Annotated in this window: 8 protein-coding genes; 2 read left to right on the top strand and 6 right to left on the bottom strand. The window is 56.1% G+C overall.

The genetic code is table 11. The annotated features are described in order from the left end of the window. Positions 1–182: 182 nt before the first annotated feature. Both ABD890_RS03310 and ABD890_RS03315 read right to left on the bottom strand, forming a co-directional pair. On the bottom strand, positions 183–8,822 hold the full coding sequence (locus tag ABD890_RS03310; protein ID WP_345085856.1) for a cadherin domain-containing protein: 8,640 nt from the start codon (positions 8,820–8,822) through the stop codon (positions 183–185). A gap of 470 nt (positions 8,823–9,292) precedes the next feature. Then, positions 9,293–9,568 carry a hypothetical protein gene (locus tag ABD890_RS03315; RefSeq protein WP_345085858.1) on the bottom strand — a complete coding sequence of 92 codons (276 nt, stop codon included), beginning with the start codon at positions 9,566–9,568 and terminating at the stop codon, positions 9,293–9,295. Positions 9,569–9,640: 72 nt separating this feature from the next. Here ABD890_RS03315 and ABD890_RS03320 point away from each other — a divergent pair, with 72 nt between their 5' ends. Continuing rightward, complete coding sequence (locus ABD890_RS03320) at positions 9,641–10,999, top strand: outer membrane beta-barrel protein (RefSeq protein WP_345085860.1); 1,359 nt, start codon at positions 9,641–9,643, stop codon at positions 10,997–10,999. A gap of 195 nt (positions 11,000–11,194) precedes the next feature. Then, positions 11,195–12,601: a porin gene (locus tag ABD890_RS03325; protein ID WP_345085862.1), complete on the top strand. Its 1,407-nt coding sequence runs from the start codon at positions 11,195–11,197 to the stop codon at positions 12,599–12,601. A 30-nt stretch (positions 12,602–12,631) separates the two neighbouring features. On the opposite strand, the gene ABD890_RS03330 is transcribed toward ABD890_RS03325, so the two are convergent. From ABD890_RS03330 to ABD890_RS03345, 4 genes are all read right to left on the bottom strand, one after another. After that, on the bottom strand, positions 12,632–16,051 hold the full coding sequence (locus tag ABD890_RS03330) for a peptidylprolyl isomerase (RefSeq protein ID WP_345085864.1): 3,420 nt from the start codon (positions 16,049–16,051) through the stop codon (positions 12,632–12,634). Positions 16,052–16,327: 276 nt separating this feature from the next. Further along, on the bottom strand, positions 16,328–16,660 hold the full coding sequence (locus tag ABD890_RS03335; RefSeq protein WP_345085866.1) for a DUF3467 domain-containing protein: 333 nt from the start codon (positions 16,658–16,660) through the stop codon (positions 16,328–16,330). Between the two features lie 181 nt (positions 16,661–16,841). Beyond that, complete coding sequence (locus tag ABD890_RS03340; RefSeq protein WP_345085868.1) at positions 16,842–19,019, bottom strand: hemolysin D; 2,178 nt, start codon at positions 19,017–19,019, stop codon at positions 16,842–16,844. Positions 19,020–19,144: 125 nt separating this feature from the next. After that, the gene (locus tag ABD890_RS03345) at positions 19,145–20,086 is read right to left on the bottom strand and encodes an efflux RND transporter periplasmic adaptor subunit (RefSeq protein WP_345085870.1); all 942 of its coding nucleotides are present in this window, start codon (positions 20,084–20,086) and stop codon (positions 19,145–19,147) included. Between the last annotated feature and the right edge of the window lie 29 nt (positions 20,087–20,115).

The following is a 20,115-nucleotide window of genomic DNA, read 5'->3' on the forward strand; positions in this document are numbered from 1 at the left end:
TCGGTGGGCGTGGGCATGCATTGCCCCGGTCAACCTAACAGCCAAGCACCGCGATGAAAAGTACGGCCAGCCCGCAATTCGCCCACAACCCATCCCATCGGGGAGGGCGCATAAGAAGAGCCGCCCCCGGGAAGGCGCGGCTCTTCAGAAGATCTTGAGGGTCTATCACTTCCGTCGAGCGATTAACCTTCCAGATCCGAGTTAAGGTCCCAGTCGGCGAACAGGTCGTCGACGTTGGTGGATTCTTCTTCGATTGCTGCGTAGTTGACGTCTTCCACGGCGTCGGCCAGCAGCAGCGAGGAGTCGTCGATGGTCAGCGTGGCGACGGCCGAGTCAATCTCGTCCATCTGCTGCTGAACTTCAGTCGACGACGAGGTGGTTACTCGTACACCGTTGCGTACCAGTTGGTCGAACACAGCCGGAGTGATCGGGGCTTCGACGCCCGTGCGGCCACTGACCGTTTCGACATCGACCACGTCGTTGAAGACGAAAGTCATTGGCTGGTTGGTGATGATGGTCGCTGGAGCATCGTTGACGATCGTTTCACTCGAAACGGAAGCAGCCGTCAGGGCAGCACCGCCAAGGTAAACGGTCGAGCTGGCCGTGGCCGAAGCGTAAGCCGTTTCCAGGATCTGAACATCCAGAGCCGAGATCGTCTTGCGTTGACCTGGTTCCAGAGCGGCGTTCATCACGTCGCCGTTGTGTTCGATGTCGTCCAGGTGATGAGCGTAGTCATCCAGCATCGCGACGAAGTCCGCCCCGATGTAAATCTGGTTGCCATCGAAGTCGGTTACGACGTTCTCAGCGAAAGCACTGTAGTGCGACATGAAGCCGTACAAGTGTCCCAGTTCGTGGAGGATCACGGTGTACAGGTCGTACTGACCTTCCGCCGGTCCACCTTCCAGGTCGGTGCTCCAACCCAAACCGGCACCGTCGTCGTCGATGGTCAGCACACCAAAGGCTGGCATGCCATCTTCGTCGAGTTCCAGCAATTGGGCTTCACCCAGTTGGGAGTCGCCAAAGTTCTTGACGACCAGCTTCACATCGATTGGTTCTTCCCAACCCAAAGCGGTCTGCCAGTCGCTGACGGCTTGATCGAAGACTTCCTGCAAGGTGTTTGGCCCGGCAACATCGACGCTCGATCCGACCCAGCTCTGCGTGAACGCTTCTGGGTAAATGATCTTGGCACCGTTGTCGCGGCTACGGCCCATGTTCTGCTGGAAGTAGCTGAAGTCCTGAACACCGACCTTACCGTCGTTATTGAAGTCCATCAGATCGACAATCTTGCGATTGTCGGTCACCGACGAGCGGCCCATCATCTGGGTCAGGATGCTGAAGTCCTGCACGCCCACCTTGCCGTCGTTGTTGGCATCGTAAGCGACGCCCCAGACGTCCAGGTTTGGCGTGACGGTGACGGTCGCGTCGCGTTCGCCGATGGCCGTCAGCATCAGCTTGGCACTTGAAACGGTCAGGTCGAGCGATTCCGACAGTTCGCCATCTTCCAGCGAAACGTCGATTCCATCGCTACCGATCGATTCCAACTTCACGCGGCCCAGCAGTACAAACTTGTCGCTACCCAGCGTCATGTTGCTCGACTGGCTACCCAGTCCGCTGATCGTGCCGGTTGCATCGTCGATGGTACCGGTACGATTGAGCGACATCGACGAAGCGTATTCGATCTCGGTCGCGGTGTAGAGGTCGGTGTTGTAACCGAGGTCTACCAGGCCGCCGAAGATGCCTGCCGCGTCAGCCGTGTTGCCCCAGACTTCGACCCACAGCGAATCCCATTCGGTGGCAAACTTGGTGTTGGTCGGCAGTTCGGCAACTTGACCATTGGCGTCGGTCGCGGTGCGTTCCTGGTTGACCGTGACGAAGACGCCCGAGCCATCTTCCAGGACCTGGCCGTCTTCTTCGTAAACGGTACCTCGCAGAGCAACACCCGAACCACCACCGTAGGTCGCGGTAATCGTGATGTCGGTCAGCAGGTTGTAAAGCACGTCGGCCGTCAAGCCACCGGCGGTAGCACCGGTATCGACGGTCAGCACTTGGTTCAACAAGGTGCGGAACAAGTCGATTTCCAACGTGAAGGCCGTACCATTGGCATTCGACGTCAGCTTACCGGTTTCCGTGGTGTTGGCACGGCGATCAAGGGCCGTTCCACCGACACTGACGCGGGTCTCAGCCGTATCGAACTCGCTGCTAAGTCGGAAGATATCAATCAAGCCGCTTCCGATTTCAACATCCATGTCGTTGGTGGTGAACGAGGCACCAGCAGTCGTCGAAGCGGTTCCGCTGAGCGAAATCGTTTCGCCAGCACCAAACCGCAGGGTCAGTTCGCGTGCCGCGTTGCGGAAAAACGTACCTTCCGAATCAGTCACGTTGAAACCGAAGTTCCCTGGATCGGTGCTGTTGCCGCTATTCGGGTCGCCGGGGCGAAAGTTATTGCTGGAGTCTTCCAGAATCAACTCGCTACCGATGATGGTCATCTCGGTTGGGTTCGATGGGTTATCGAAGACCACGTAGATGTTACCGGTGACACCCACCATATTGTCGTTGGCGAATTGCAACACAATGTTGGTGTTGTTGACCGTGCTACCGTTGGCACCGTAAAGCAGCGATGCCTGGCCGCTCGAAACGGTGAAGGTGTAGGCATCGACCACTTCGACACTAGGAGCCGTGACCGTCAACTGAGCTGGATTCAAGTCTTCCAGGCTGAGGAGAGGCTGATTAACTGGTTTGCCGCCGGTGTCACCGGTGTCGGCTGGTTCCATCGTGATCGAGGTGCTACCGCTGTAGTCGATCGAGATCAGATCGTCGATCTGCGAACCGCCCGAGTCGATGCCTTGCTTGGCAGTGAACTGTAGGTAACCGAAGCGAACGTATTCGCCGTTGTAACCAATCGACTCGAAGTCATCCGGAGCGTCGTCGATGCCGAAGTAGGCATTGAACAACTTGATTTCGCCGGTCGTGTTGTTGACCGTTGGTGGATCCGAGTTGTTACCGGTACCGAATGGCAGGACAACACTGCTCGAGTCGGCGATGGTCAGGTAGGTGGTGTTGAACGTGAAGTCGAGCAACACGTTGCGGAAACCTTCCAACCAGGCGTTGACGTAGTCGTCAGTCTCAGTGACCGATTCACGTGGAACGAAGCTGGTACCCCAGATTTCGACGAAGAATGTTTGGCCATCGGCGATCTGCGCTAGGGCAGTCGGCAGTTCGTTTACCGAAATACCGGCTGTTTGCAGGGCACTATTGGTTGGGCTGGCCACCGGGATGAACTGGAAGTCGACCGTGTTCTTCAAGGTGATGTCGACGCCAACCCAGAGTGGGTCGCTGGCCGACAGCATGCCGCTGGAGGTTTCGGTCGCGGTGATTTCCAGGAAGAAGGCCTGGCCAGAGCTCTTCAATGCTTCAGGCAAACCGACCTGGTTGTTGAGGTCTGGCGAACGATCCTGGGTCGCATCGTAGTGACGGAAGACGATGATCAGCTCGTCGGTGTTGTTGTCGTAGACAACGGTTTCGATGAAATCGAGCGACTGAAGGTAAGCCGCGTTGGCAACCGTCAGCGTCAGATTGTCGTCGTCCTGATCGGTGAACTGCGAGCGGAACTGGGCTCCATCGTAGCGTACTTCGTAGAACGCATCAGCCGTACCAGCATCGATCTGGTTGGTGTCCGATTCGTCGACCGTGCCGAGATTGAACGTCGCACCGGTGAATTCTGGAGCGTCGTTCTTATCGTTGACCGCGATGATCAGTTCCAACGTGTCGGTTGCTCCGTCAGCGTCTTCGACCTGAACGGTCAGGGTGTAGGACGAGACGGATTCATAGTCCAGTACCGAAGCGTCCGGAACCGTGATTTCGCCCGTCACGGAATCAATCACGAAGACACCGACCCCGGTACCACCGATGATCGAGTATTCGGCCGTGTCGCCAGCGTCTTCATCGGTCGAAACCACGGTACCAACCGAGACGTTGTCCAAGGCATCTTCGTCGACGCTGAAATCGGTGGCACCGGTCGTGATCACAGGGTCTTCGTTGACGTTGTTAATCGTCACGGTGATCAACTGTTCGACGTCGTTCCCGGCCGTATCGGTTGCAACGACTGTGAAGGTTAGTTCGGTATTCGTCTCGTAGTCGAGAGCAGCCGAATCGATGATGCGAATTTCGCCGCTCGCCGAATCGATCGAGAAGGTCGTGTTCGGATCTTTGAAGGCGTAAGTAACCGTTTCGCCATCTTCGTCGGTCGCATCGACATCGAAGATCACGTCGCTGCCATCAGGCGTGTTTTCGTCGAGATCGAAGTTGTCTGGCGTCTGGAAGACTGGAGCTGGATTCTTGCGAACCAGGATGTTCAGCACGATCCCGTCGGAGAAACCGAGGTCCGCATTCGAGAACAAGGTGCCATCGTTGTAATCGAAGGCCAACTGGAACAGCTTCTCATCTTCAGGGAAATCGACCTCGCTGATCAGGGTCAGGTTGCCAGCCGAGTCAAGGGCGAAGAAAGCTTCTCCACTCAGCCCGTCGGTACGCTGGCTGAAGACGATCGTCGAAAGATCCATCGTTTCTGGATCGACGTCGTCCAGCAGCGAGAGAATGCTACCGAGGTTCGTCGTGTTGTCAGCCGTATCGGTATCGACAAACTTGTAACGAACGTCGAAGTTGTCGGTCGGGCTGCTGAAGATCGGCAGCTCGTCCATTGGGTTGATGGTGATCGTGATGTTATCACTGACCGACTTGCCGCCTGGATCGGTGGCTTCGATCGTCAGAGTGATCTCTGCGTCACCGTTGACCTGCAGGGCTTCGTAATCGAGCAGGGTTGGATCCTTGATCACCAACTGGTTGCCAACGATCTCGAAGGCTTCACTGCCGGGGGTATTTGCCAGAGTGTAGGTCAGGTAGTTGACCAGGGCCGTCGTGTTGTCTGCGTCGGCGAACGAGTTGTTCAAGTTGTAAACAACGTCGCCAGCTTGAATGTTGTTGTCGTTATCGTTAGCGTGCTGAACCAATTCGTCAACCGAGACTGGCGAAGCAGGATCGCTGAAGGTTGGCGTGTCGTTCAGGTTGACCACGGTGATCGTGATCGCTCGGCGAACTTCGCCACCCAGAGCATCGCGAACGACCAGGTCGACGTCAAAGGTACCGTTCGAGGCACCGAAGCTGTTGACGTAGTTGAACCGCAGGTTGTCCGCATCGGCGACGACCAGCGTGTACTCGTCATCAACCATGTCGGCGTCGTTGGCCAGCACAACGTTGAAGAGAGCAGCTAGTTCAGGGTTCGTGAACGAAGCATTCGGTTCAACCGTGTAGACCAGCGGGTTATCCCCTTCCAGGTCGGTCGCCAGGATGTCGAGGTCCTCGTCAATGACGTCACCCACACCCAGGTTATTAGCACCGCCATCTGGCAGGTTTTCGTTCACGGTGATGACCGTGCCTTCGGCCGGCGAATTCGCCACGAACTCTGGAGGCGAGTTGACCACCACCTTGAAGGTGACGGTGATCGTCTTGAAGGCACCGTCGTTGTCCGTAACAACGACGTTATTGAGCGTGATTTCCAGCTCGTCGTCGACCAACTCTCCCGAAGGGATTTCATTGGTCAGAACCACTTGGCCAAACTCGTTAACCGTGAAGTATGAGTTGGCCGAGAAGTCTTCGTAGGACAGCGTCCCATCGACATCAGGATCGACCAGGCCGATCGTCTTGACGACGCTTCCAACTTCACCAGATTCGTCGACCGAGTTGTAGCGAACCGAACCCAAGTCGACCGAATTTGCGGCTGGCAGTTCGTTGACGTTGGTGACGTCGACCGTGACCGTGCCGGTGACGGTACGAGCTGGATTGCCGGTATCGGTCGCCTCGATCATGAGCGTGTAGCTCGACAGGGCAGGCGTTTCTTCGTCAAAGCCGCCCAACTGATTCACAACGATATTGAAGCCGCCATTGCCATCGGAAACGATCGCGAAGTAGTTATTCGGATCGCCACCGACAATCTGGTAGCTCAAGGTCTGGCCAGCGTCTTCGTCCGCGAAGAAGGCATTCAGATTAGCAACGGCGCTACCATTCGTCGTGACGACATCGCCAACCTGAGCATCTTCAGGAATCTGGAACGTGCCCGACAGCGTGGTGGTCGGAGCATCGTTGATGTCGTTGATGTTGACCGTCACCATTTGCGTGGCAGTCAGAACGATGCCGGTCTCTGGGCTGACCACCTGGTCGTAAACTTGGATTTCCAGCGTATAGCTGGTGACGCCACTCTCGTAATCGAGAATTGAGTTGTCGAGGACCGAGATTTCGCCGGTCGCTGGATCGATGGCGAAGTAGGCCTGGCCGGTACCACCAATGATGGTGTAGTTCAGGCTGGTGTCGTCGGCGTCTTCATCGGTTGCGGTGACGGTGCCGAAGACAACGTCGTTTTCCGTGTTTTCGTTCACAGAGAACGAATTGCCGCTAGTGATGACTGGGGCTTCGTTCACGTCGCCCAAGGTGATGGTGATGTCAAACGTATCGGTCAGCTCGAACCCGGCACCTTCAGGACCACCCTGGTCGGTCACGGTGACGGTGACATCGAAGCTGTTGTCGGTTTCGTAATCGAGAACCGCACCCGTCTTCACGGTGATCACACCGTCGCTGTCGATCTCGAACAGATTCGCATCGGCACCCGACAGGCTATAGGCCAGCACTGTGTCGGCAGCGTCGACGTCGGTTGCATCGATGTCGACGATCACCGTGCCAGGGGCACTGTTTTCTGGGATTTCGTATTCATCAACCGTGTTGCTGATGACCGGGGCTTCGTTCACGTCGGTGACGTTGACGACAACCAACTGGGTAACCGAGAGGCTACCATTGCCGGTGCCGTTACCGTACGAGTCGGTCACGCGGATTTCGAGGTTGAACTGATGGTCGCCGTTGGCTGGGTCTTCGAAGTTGAGGTCAGCGTTCGCAGCGACAGTCACTTCACCCGTGGTTGGGTTGATGACAAACAGCGAACCGTCGTAGGTGACGCCGTCGATGCTGACGATCTCGAAGGTCAGCGTTTCATTGCCATCGTCACCATCGGTGGCCGAGACATTCGACAGGGAAGTCCCTTCCGCCGAATTTTCTTCGACGTACAGGTTTTGATTCGGTGGAATCGTTGGCAGCGTGTTGCGATAGACGACAAACGCTTCGGTCGTCGTGTTGCCGGCGGTGTCGGTCGCACGGAAGACGAACGAATTGACCCCCAGGTCCAACGTCAGGTTGTCGGAAGCCGAGAAGCTGAATGCACCGGAGCCATCAGCCGTGGTCGAAGCCAGGACGTTGCCATCCTTCAAAATTTCGACCAGCACGTTTTCTTCCGTTTCGCCACTGAAGGTCGCCACGGTCTGATCGGTCAGGTTATCGTCGATCCCCGAATCGTTCGTCAGGTCCAGGTTCGAGAATGGAGTTGGATCGAGATTGTCGATCGTGATCGTCAGGCCATTCGAGGCAACGCTTTGGTTACCAGCCACGTCGGTCGAACGCACGGTGACGATGTAGGTGCCTTGGGCGATACCGACGGTTGGGGTATATGTGGCGACTCCGGCAGAGTCGGCGACAACGGTGGCACGCAGGATGTTGTCGAAGTAGAAGCCGACCGCTGCACCTGGTTCGGTGGTAACCGAGATCGTTGGCGTCGAATCGTTGGTGATGTTGTCGCTGTCGCTCGCACCTGAGTCGCTGCCAGCGTCCAGATCTGGCGCGGCAGGCTGCGCTGGTGCGGTGGTATCGAAGGTGAAGTCGAGCGAGAACGGGGTGACGCTGACGTTGCCCAGTTCATCTTCAGTGGTGATCAGCAGCGTGAAGGTGCCACCGTCAACAACCGAGCCCGAGGCGAGCAGCGTATCAAGGTCGGCCGTGCTGAGGGTGAACGTGATTTCGCTATCGGTTTGGGTCAGAGCACTGATGGATGGCGGCGATACGATGTTGGCCAGATCGATGCTGCCCGAACCACCTTGAATCGATACGACCGCCGATACGATGCGGCTGAAGTCGGTTACGGTACCCGAGATGCCGGTCGTGTCGCTGGTGATGTTGTCGATGGCCGAGGTGCCGGTGTCGACCACAACCGCGGCTTCGACTTCCGGTGCTTCGTTGTCGCCGATCAGGTCGACGATGACGGTTCCGCCACCCTGCATGTTGTTCTGAACGTAGCCGACTTCGAAGCCATCGACCTTACCGTTCAAGTTCGAGTCGAACGCGACGTTGTACTGCGACTCGTTGAAGTTGATGCCGTAGGTCGCCATGAAGTAGGCGGCCGTGTTGTGGTTACCGACGCCACGTGCTTGCAGTTCGGCGGCAACTGCTTGCATGTATTCGTACTCGGTGACGGTCGCGGTCGAGTCGGTCGAACCGAACAGCATCACCTCGGCGGTGAAACCACCGGTGCCGGACGAACCGCCAACCTGGATGGTGAACTTGTCACCCGGAGCCACCTCGAACAGCACATAGCTGTCGGCCGTTCCGTTGACGTCGGCCATCGCCGAGATCAGCGGAATGTGATTGGCTGGATTATTGCGATCGGCGTCCTGGATAAAGACGAGCGGCACATCTGGGTTCAGTGAACCGCTGGTGCCGTGGATTCGCAAGGCCACGATACCTGAACCGGAGGTCGGATCGACTTCCAGCTGCAGGTCGCGAGTTCCGCCGACGGTGTCGATGTCCAGATTATCGACGATGTCGAGCGTATTCGCGGCCAGCAGATCGCGAATCTCTAGCGTCTCAAGATTCATCGCACGCGAGCGACGGAGCGACTTGCGAAGCTTCTTGGAGACGAGGTTATTGTCACGGACAGGAGTAGTATTCTTCATGCTTTGCACCAACGGCCAATCAAAGTTCCCGGGGAATGGTCGGTTTGCAGTCGAGTGGAGATTGTGGATTTACGAAGGCTAGGGAAGAGGGGGAGAGCCTAGCCCTGAGATTCCGTTTTCTGAACAGACAGTCCACCTGGGTTAGAGAGGAAAGCTCGGATCAGGTAGTTCCATTAAAATCAGGGGTTGTATCAAATTCAACGAATTCTTAGACACCTAATTGCCCATTCTCGCCAATTTGCCCTTTTGACGTAGCAATTCTGAGCTAAACGTCAAATTCCTCCTGACTCGCTCCCTCGACAAGAAGCCGGCACAAAACGCAACTCTATGCGGATGAAGCACTTACCAAATACACGTTCTCTACGTGATGCAATAAGTCAACGATCTCGCAAAACAGGCTATCTGGCGACTTTGCTGATTTTAGCAAATATAACTCCGGGCAATTGCGCAAAACAAGCACCAGGGGAGGCTTAACCCTCTAGTTCTGGGGTTTTCGTCGGATCGAATATCCTGATGGTGCCAATTTCCCGGCCTACGCGACCGTAAAAGTCGCCTGCCAGCATCGCTTCCAGCAGCGGTTTAAGATGGATAGTTTGCGTCGAGTTTGCGCCCGGGATTTCTGTAAACCAAGTGATATCCGGCACTTCCGTCAAACTTTTGGTGGTCAGCCTACCGAATCCAATACAGACAATGCGTTCGTTCGTTTCCATACGGAAAATGCGACTATCGCCGACGACCGCCGCCATTGGACGACACTAACTGTTGTACTTCACTTTGGCCGCCCGCACGTGCCACCATAAGTACAAGGAATGGGACATATGCTCCGTCGACTGACGACTGCCTCGCTGGCCATCGGTCTCTTGGCAGGACTGACCACGACTTCGCTTCCTGCCCAGGAACTAGTCGGCACTGAAATGACCCAAGCCGGTTGGGAGATCACTCCCACCCACTTCGAGGAAGCTTCGGCCCACGAGATGGCTGCTGCGCAGGCCATTGATATGCAAATGGTCGACTATGTAACCTGCGATACCGGCTGCGAGAACACCTTCTGGAACCGATGCTGCGGGGGCGACTGGTTCCTGGATGGCTGGCTCGACCAAGGTTACACGGCCAACGCCGACCACCCGGCCAACAACTTCAACAGCCCGATGGGCTTCAACGATCGGGCTGATGACTACCAATTGAACCAGCTTTACCTGGCGTTTGGTAAGAACATCGACGAAGATTGCTGCGGCTGGGACTTCGGTTTCCGAACCGACCTGCTGTTCGGTTCCGACTACTTCTTTGTCGAATCGAATGGCTTGGAGCGGGAACGCAATGGGGACCGCAAGTGGAATGGTTCTGGCCCACGCCAGGCAGGTACCCGAGCGCTGAACGGCCTGGCAATGCCCCAGCTGTATGCCGAAACGTTCATTCCGGTTGGATCGGGCTTGAAGGCCAAGTTTGGTCACTTCTACTCGATCCTGGGCTACGAAACGACGCCAGCACCCGAGAACTTTTTCTACTCGCACTCGTACACGTACGTTTACGGTAACCCCAAGACGCACACCGGTTTCCTCACCGAGTACAGCCCCACGACCTGTATGACCCTGCAAGCAGGTATGACCAACGGTTGGGACAACTTCGAGAACATCAACGGAGCCTATGGCTTCCTGTTTGGTGCCAACTGGAACAATGGTGTCTCCGGCCTTTCGTTCGCCATGCACACCGGCAGCGAAGATCCAACCGGCAAACAGAACCGCTACAGCCATACGCTTCTGTATACCCGCAAACTGAGCAGCCGCTGGAACTTCGCCCTCGAGCATGACTTCGGCGTGCAGAACGATGCGTTCCTGACTTCGAACTTCACCGAAGAGAACGCCTTCTACTACAGCTTTGTGAACTATCTGTATTACCAGTGGTCCGACACGCTTTCGTTCGGGGGACGCCTCGAATGGTTCCGCGACGAAGACAACTGGCGAGTCTTGCAGGTGCCGATCGAAACGGCCTTCACCGGTGGCAACTACTACAATGCCACGCTCGGTGCAAACTGGAAGCCTTGCGATCACGTTCTGGTCCGACCAGAAGCTCGGTACGATTGGTCCGATCTGAACCCGACCGGCCAGAACGGCGTGTTCAACAACTTCGACAAAGACGATCAGTACACCTTCGCTGTCGACGTGATTTTGTTCTTCTAAGGAACAATCTGACGAGGTAACCGAGCCTGACCAGCTACGCTATCAGCTTCGTGCTATCAATCGTGCTGTCGCAATAATCGCGCAAATCCATTTAATTGGTATCAACCGGTTGGGGCTGGGCGACCGATACGAATCATACGATTTGTAGGATCGCCCCCCCAAGGTTTGCGCGGAACCGCAACCGGCAGAAGTACCATGAAGCACAAGCTATATCTCCATGTCGTGGCATGGTCGTTCATTCTGGCAAGTTTGCCAGTCGCTTCGGCCATTGCGCAGTCCCCCCAGGGGATGCCGGTGCGGCGTGCTGGTTCAATTGCTGAACCGACCTCGGCACTGATGCCCACCTCGGCCGTTACGCTCGAGCAAGATTATGCCTCTATGCAGGCAGCGATGCCGGCGTGTGGCTGTGGCAGTTCAGACTGTCTCGGCTGCGAATCGGTCTGCAGCGCACCTTGCTGGAACTGGTGTGATCAGTGGTTTTTCAATGGCTGGCTGGAACAAGGTTTCACCGGCAATCCCGATTCCGATGGCGGCCTGCTTGGTCCTGCCGGAACGAATGGTCCGCTGATCTTCAACGACCAGGCCAACGAGTACATGCTGAATCAGTTGTACCTCTCGTTCGGCCGCAGCGTGAATCAAGATAGCTGCGAGTGGGACCTCGGTGGTCGAGTCGATGTTCTGTACGGTACCGACTACTACTTCATTCAAACGACCGGTCTGGAAACCTACGACGATAACGGACAGAAGTGGAACAGTGGCAACGGCCCTCGTAATGCTGGCACGGCTGGCTTGTACGGGCTCGCTCTTCCGCAGTTCTACCTGGAAGCCAACGTTCCTTGGGGCAACGGCCTGAACGTCAAGGCAGGGCACTTCTATACCATCATGGGCTACGAGTCGGTGATGGCTCCGGAAAACTTCTTCTATTCGCACTCGTACATGATGCAGTACGGCGAGCCGTTCACGCATACCGGCGTGCTGGCTTCCTATCCGACTTCCTCATGCATGACCTGGTACGGTGGGGTGACCCGCGGCTGGAACACGTTCGATCAGCCCAACGGTCAGGTCGGATTTCTCGGCGGTTTCCGCTGGGTTAGCCCTCACGAAGCAACCAAGTTGAGCTTCACGCTGCATACCGGTAGCGAAGATCCAACTGGCGAGAACAATCGCACGACCTACAGCCTGGTGTTTCAGCAGCGAATCAACCAGTGCTGGACCTACGTGATGGAACACAACCTGGGCGTCGAACAGGATGCCCGGCTCACCACCTCGAATACCTTGGCTCAGGCCACCTGGTACGGGATCAGTAATTACCTGTACTACACGGTCGATCCGTGCACGGACCTGGGGGTTCGCTTCGAGTGGTTCAACGATCCCGACAACGCTCGCGTGTTCGCTTTGCCGAACGATAACATCACGACCGGTGGCAACTACTTCGAGCTGACGCTTGGTGCCAACTACCATCCCACTTCGTGGTTCATTCTGCGGCCAGAAGTTCGTTGGGACTGGAGCGACGTCCAAGCCCCGGGGATCAGCGGCGTCTACAACAACGGCACGTCGGACAATCAGTTCACGATTGGCTTCGACCTGATCACCGTCTTCTAGAAAACGATGGCAAGAATCCGAGGACGCGTACTAGTCGTCCTCGGAGAAGAACTGATCGACCGCTGCGATATAGAAGGTTTCGTCCAGCGGATCGCTTTGCCAATCGAGCAGACGCTCGCCTGGCATGATCACGCTGCTCATCAGTCCTTCATCGCTATGAGCAAGCCCAGCGATGTGGCCAAGTTCGTGCATCAGCACTGAAACCAGGTCGATCTTACTCGCTGCGGTGTAAGCGATCAGACGATTGCTTTCCGAGTCGTATTGGAACTCGGACGAATCTCGTGGCGTTGAATCGACGAACCAGCCCCAGCCGGCAGCATTGTGATCGAGATAGATCGTGTTGCCGACCGTCTTGGCCAGTTGACTGCCATCCAGGTCAACAATCTGAATCGTCACGACCTGGGCGTCGCTGGTCAGCGATGGTGAAACCACGCTGTTCGGCAGGTTGACGGTGACTTGTTCGACATCTGACTGCGTCAATGACTGGGTGACGGGAACTGAGGCCTGAATCGGAGCCAGGATCATGTTCGAATTCACGGCATCGAAAACCGCCGACACCATCTGAAAGCTGTTGTTCAGGCTATCGAAACGCGAACCCATCGCCTGTCGAAACAGCGTGTAATCGTCCGAACTGGCGGTGGCCGAAAGGTCGAAGTCGACAAAGGCGGAAGCATTGTCGTTGCCGTAGCTTTGCCAATAGATACTGAAGTCGGTCAGGCCCACCTTACCATCGTCGTCCAGATCGTAGATCATCGGGACCAGCTTCGTCGCGACATCGGTATCCAACGAAGGAGTCGCGACGCTACCCACGCCATCCACTGTCAACGACACATTCGTCATCGACGTGAGAAAGTGGTCGAAGTCGACACCAAGCGATTCACCTACCGAGGCAACATCGATCCCGTTGGCAACCGGAACAAATTTAATTCGACCAAGCAGCACACGTCCCCCGACACCAAAGTCGTCGATCGACGAAGTCGCGTCGAGGCGAACGTAACCGAGGTTGTTACTCAGCGTCGTCGCGCCGCTATTCTGAAAGCCTTCGCCAATGATCAACGTGCTCGCGCGGTAGACCGTTGGATCGAAGTTCAACTGGGCTGATGCGGCGGTAATGCCATTGCCACCGGTACCGTCTGGAGTCACCCAGACTTCCAGCCAGAACGAATCCCATTCGCCAATTACTGCATCGCTTTGCGGCAGGCTATCGACGAAGCCATCGACCTCGGTCTCGGTAGGCGAAGTAACTGCGGAGATCGAGAAGTTCGAGACTTCTCGCACGTCGACCGTCACGGTGGCCGTCGAGGTGAACTCGCCGTCATGAATCGTGTAGGTGAAGGTATCGGTGCCGGTGAATCCATTTGCTGGAATGTACTGCACCTGATCGCCCGAAACGGAAACCGTTCCGCCAGCATTCGTAGTCAACGAAGGGAGCGAGATGATCAACGCATCGTTTTGCTCGTTGACCGTGCCGCGATCGTCATTCTTCAAAACCGGCAGCAGCGTTGCCCCCAGCGGATCGGCGTAGAAGAAGTCGGCGTATGCTTTCCCTTCGTCGTTCACCGGTGCCACGATCAAGCTGACGGTCGCCGGCGAACCATACAGGCCCAGCGTGTTCATGACTCGATACTGGAAAGTGACCGTGCCGTTGAAATCTTTGGCTGGTGTAAAGGTGAAGTCGCCGGTCTCGCGATCGATGGTCAGTTCGCCGTTGGCTGGCTGTGACAAGACCTGGACGCTGGAAGTAACGATCGTTCCAGTGCCGCCGGTGTCGTTCGACAGCGGATTGAACGTAATCGGCTGATCTTCCGTCGCGTTGATGGTGTCGTTGTTCAGCACCGGGTTATTGCCGACGTAGACCATGATCTCTTGGTAATCGAGAATGCTGGTCGTCGGCGATGCGACTTCATCCGAAACCGCGACGTAGACCGAGTAAGTCCCGGGAGCGAGCGAAACGCTGGTGTTGATCTGCAGCACGCCGGTCGTTGGATTGACCGAGAACGTCAAACCGGTTGGGGGTGTACTAGCCGTGTAGAAGGTGACCGGGTCGCCATCGACACTGTTGGCGGTCATCTGGTAGGTGTAGCTTCCGCCTGGGTTCAACGTGACGTCTGGGATCACATCGAGGAAGGCGTTGTAGTTCTGCGTATCGGTGACGGCACTGACCTGGAAGGTTCGCGTCAGCGTATAGCCATGTCCGTCTGATACAGTCACGGTGACCGTTCCCGAAGCCAGTGCTTCTGGAATCTTCAGACGCAACACGCCGTTTTCGGTATCGGTAAAGATCTCGACCTTGTCGAGCGTCACATCATAGCTCGGACGATAACCGTTTGCCGCGGTCGATGGTGTCCCGCTGATCGCCTGGCGAACCGCTTCCCCTTCGGTTAGAAAACCGAACACCGAGTGATTGAAGTCGAGGTGGCTCTGGTCACCTTCGGTGATGAAGAACTGCGAGTTGTTCGAGTCGTCGTAGTTTGGCTTGGCGAACGAGAGCATCCCGGTCGTATTGTGCCGCAGATCGGGATCGAACACGTCGTCGAACTCTGGCAAGTCGGAGCCGCCAGAGCCATCCGGGTTGCTGCCCGCATCACCACCCTGGATGACGAAACCGTCGACAATCCGGTGGAAGATCGTTCCGTCGTAGAAGCCTGACTCGGCCAATTGAATCACCCGCGAAGTCGCCAGGTTGGCCTCATCTTCAAACAGGTAGAATTCCATCGGACCAAAGCGATTGGTCGTAATTCGTACACTGCGATTACCAGTCAGCACTTGAGCCTGGATGTCGCCTGACGAGGTCGAGACGGTGTAGGTCAGATCGTAACCTTGCGGCGAGTAGCCATCGAGCGCGATGTGATATGACTGGCCAGCCTTCAGATTCAACTGGTCTGGAATCTCAGCGAAGTAAAGAGGCTCGGCTTGTGGAATCGTCACACCGGATCGCTCGATGATGACATCGAGATCTTGCGTATCGATCAGCCGGGTTCCGTCCGGGAAGATCCAGGTCGGATAGCCGGTGATATTGTAGATGATCCCAGCGGTCGATCGCCCATGCGCAGGTGTCGAGGCTTCAACGTAGGGTAGGTAGGCGGCACCGTCGCCAAACATCTCTTTCTGGTTGGCACATTTGGGACACCAACTGGCACCAAAGAACAGCGTGCCGGTTTCGGCGATTGCCTTGGCCAAGGCAATCATGTCGACGTTTTCGTAAGTCACATTGCCGACCGTGATCGATTCGCCTTCCAGCGTTGCCGCCTCGCTTGCCGCTGCCGCATCGAGCATCTGACGGGCTTCCAACTGCTGGCCGTAGTACTTTCGATCGGCCTGTTTACGGCGGGCCAGGGCAGGTCGCAGGGCGAGCTTTTCGGCCACGAAACGAGACAGAGCAACGGCGAAAAGCAGTAGCCCCAAGACGATCATCGTGGCAGTAGCGAGAGGGAGCAAAGCGTCGGTCATAAATCAGAATCGCCGTCGATGCGAAGCAGGGAATATGTCGGTCTGGCGAGCCTTAACCCGGCCAGTGGTAGTGATATATGGCAGTTCAACCAGGAACTTCCATGGTAGTTACGCCCCTGGAAGAAACCAACCAAATTGGTGCACATTCCCCAGAGACAGACCTTCCCGCGAAGGATTTTGACGCACTAGCTTCCGATTCCGTTCCCACTTGCGCATAAAAAAACGCGGAACCTGTTTTCAGATTCCGCGTTAGCAGTTCGTGTGACCGCGTTTCAACTAGCTTCCGGCAGGACGCTGGGCCGAAGGGATGACACGCTTTTGGATGTCCGTTTCCAGGTTGCCGAAGGCTGCTTCATGACGTTGAACGGCCATGTGCAGGGCACCCAGCATACGCTTGGCGGTGTAGTAGTTCAGAATGATTCGCTGCGAGACTTTGATCTTCTCTTGCGACTGGGCCATTGGCTGAGTATTCAGACCGAAGTCAATGATCAACTCTTCTGGGGTACCGGTCACGCGACAGAAGTTGGCGTAACACGCAATGGCATCCGATTCATCGAGTTCGACCTGCTTCGGAGCAGTTGGTTGAGTAGGTTCAGGGGCGTCCGACATGAACAATGTCTCCTAGAGATTGAAAAGTTACCTTGACGGTATTGGGCTAGTTTAGTCAGGGCCCCCGTCCATGAAGCTGTGCAAATGATAGTTTGGCACATCATCTGTGGGCATCAACCGGCCCTAATCGACAGAATCGAAACAACCGGACGAATCTTCGCAACAATGCGCAAGATGGCGACTACAGGTAGAAGTGGAACGTTCGCGAGATGTATCGCCAGGCGCGAATCCCCAGCGGCTCCCACTGAACCCACACCTTCGCCCGACCTCGCATCCCCAGCTTCAAGCCTTGCTCTCCTTCGGCCAATGGAACCTGGGCCGGGAAGGTGGCGTTCTGCGGACGGAGTCGACCGGTCTCTTGATCGGAAATCGCGGGCAGGTCACCCCCTTGCTGCGTGCTGAGAGCCGGTGGAATGAATTCCACTTCTTTGCTACCCATCACGGCGATGCGTCCCTGGAAGGTTCGACCAGGAAAGGCATCCAGCTTGATCTCGACCTCTTGATCGAGGTTGACCAGCTCGATGTGATCTTGATCGATGTACAGCACTACTTCCATCTCTTCCGCGTTGCCAATCTGGCAGATTACGTCGCTACTCGAGAGGTGAGCGCCTTGATTCTTGGTTTCAAAGATCGAGCCCGACCATTCACCCAGGCGGCCGTCGTTTCCACCATGTGCTGACTTGTCGGGAACCGGGAACACCGTTCCCTCGATCGGGGCAGGCACATCGATCAAGGCAACCTGTTGGCGTTTCTTTTCCAACTGCTGCTGAACCGACTTCAACTGCTGAATGACTTCGACATAGGCCTGTTCGATTTCCGAACTTTCCGCTGCTCGTAGTCGCTGGCCGTTGAGCGCCTCGGACATATAGGCGAGGCGTTCTCCTTCATGTTCCAGCTCGGTCAGTTCCAACAACAGATCGATGTTGGTCACGCGAGCCAGCTTGGTTTCTTTGGTGACATACTGACCTGGCTGGACCAGCATCTCTTCCAGTTCGCCGGGCACAACAACGAAAACACTTTCGGCATTGCGAGGTTGCACTTCCACCGGGCACTTCACCCATTGAGGGACGGGAATGTAAATAATTCCCGCGATCAACGCCGCCACGGCCGAGGCGGTGATCAAAACATTCTTCCGCTTCACCTGTGACATTCTCCCAGGGACATACAAAAACTTGCAAAGCTGATAGATCGGCATCACCACCAGGCCATACACACCAGCCAAAGCGATCATCTGACCGATCACCTTCAAACCGTACGGCTCAAAGACTTGATTTAAGAACAACATGATCGACGCGGTCACAATCAAACGATAGATGTTCGACGCGACCGTGTACAAACCGAAGAAAAACTGATTGCGTTCCGGCAGAAAAGGATCTTCCGGCAGTTCCATCCCAAGGAAGTACTTCGACATGTAGCGATGCAGCACGCTGCTGGCCTTCTGACGAAGGTTCGGCACTTCCATGATGTCCGACAAGATGTAGTAACCGTCGTAGCGGAGCAGGGGGTTACCGTTGAAGATCACCGTGCTGACCGAGCTGACGAACATCACTTGCAATGCCAGGTGATTCAACAAGCCAGGCTCGCTGAACCACCAGATGAACGTGGCAATCGACGCCAGGATCACTTCGATATACATCCCCGCCGCACCGATCATCGCGCGATGCCACTTGTTGGGCAGCATCCACGAGTCCGACACGTTGCAGTACAAGCAAGGCGTCATCACCAGAAACATCACGCCCATTTCGTGACATTCGCCGCCATACCTTTTGCATGACAGACCGTGACCGAATTCGTGACAGACCTTGGTGACCGCCAGTACCGAGCCCAGCAATAACCAGTTGGAAGGGCCGAAGAACTCTTGGAACGAGGGAAGTCGTTGCCGGAAGACATCGTGCTGAACCGAAACGAGCGTCACCGCAGACAAACAGAGCAGTGCCACCAGAATCATCGCCGGTGTGGTAAACAGCCAGCGGGTGACCGGGTTCATCGCGGTCAGCAATTTGTCGGGATCGATCCCCTTGAAACGAACCGCCAGGATGTTCGACATCAACTGAACGGTTTCTTTCCACTTTCGTTCGTCCCGACGTGCCTTCAGTTGGCGTCCCTGTTCCATGGCCCCGGTAATCACCAAGCCGCTGCGGTGCAGGGTACCAATGAAATGCTGCAGGTCGGTGAAGCTGATCTTTTGTGGAGCGAACTCTTTCTCGAATCGCTCTTTGATATCTTGCAGCGACGTCTTGCCGTCGAGCATGTTCAGGATCGCGTACTCTTCTTCCTGAAAACGGAAGTAGTTCAATCCCAACGGCTCTTTCACCACCCAGTAGCCGCGTCCCTGATAGGTATGTTGCCGGGCCGTCAAGTCAGGCCGCACCCGTAACGGGAGCGCTCGACTACTACTGGCAACCAAGCTGTCTTGAAGACTGACCAACGTTTAAATCTCGGGGAGAGGAGAGGGGTGAAGATCGACGACCACTGCCAGGCGGTTTACTTACGTTCGGCGTCGAACAAAGCACCGATGGTCGATGGACGATCCAGGTGCACCGTAACCGTGGCCACGTCCCCTGGGAACAACATCCACGAGGTCGACGAAGGACGGTTCTGGACTTCGGCCGTGAAGTCGAAATGTCCAGTCGCGTCGATTTCTGGGCTGGCGAAGACTACCGTTCCCTCGAACGTGACCATCCCGCCAGGGGTGGAAGCTTCAACCGTCACAGGCTTACCAATCACCATGCCAGGGACGAACTTGTCGGAATCGAGTGAACCGTCGACCTTCAAACGCTTCAGGCCAACCACTCGCATCAGCGGATCGCCCGGGCGAACCCATTCGCCGGCGTGGCGATACTTTTGCACGACAACACCATCAATGGGGGACGTCACTTTGCACTTGTCGATGACCATCTGGGCAGCTTCCATTTCGGCCTGAGCTTCGCCTGCGGTCATGCCGGCGACTTTGTAGTTCATGTCGGCCTGATCTGCTTGCAGGATCGCTTTCTCCCACTGCAGCTTCGCTTTGCGAATGGTGATCTCAGCAATCGCGCCTTTCACGCCTTTGTTGGCCGCTTCGAGCTGTTCAAATTCAGCCTTCGAGACTTCAGCCGCTTTCGCAGCGTACTTGATATCGACTTCGTTGGTCGCTTGTTCGGTTGCCTTGTCCCATTTCAGCTTGGCGATCTCGCGCTGCTTGACCGGGATGGCATCGTCGATCTGGGCGATTTCGAAACCCTTGGTGACATAGTCGCCACGTTCCACAGGGATCTCGATCAACACGCCGGTTTCTTGAGCCGGAACATTCACTTCGTCGATCAACGAAACGAGACAATGCTCGACGACCACTTCCGACATGGGCCTATTGGCCGGCGTCTGAGCGGATACTTGTCCGGTGATCAGCAGCAGACTGGCGATCGAAAGGGTTGCGAACTTGAACATGGCTTCTTACCTCGTGCAGTACAAAGCCC

The organism is Bremerella cremea (assembly GCF_039541315.1).
Lineage (GTDB): Bacteria > Planctomycetota > Planctomycetia > Pirellulales > Pirellulaceae > Bremerella > Bremerella cremea.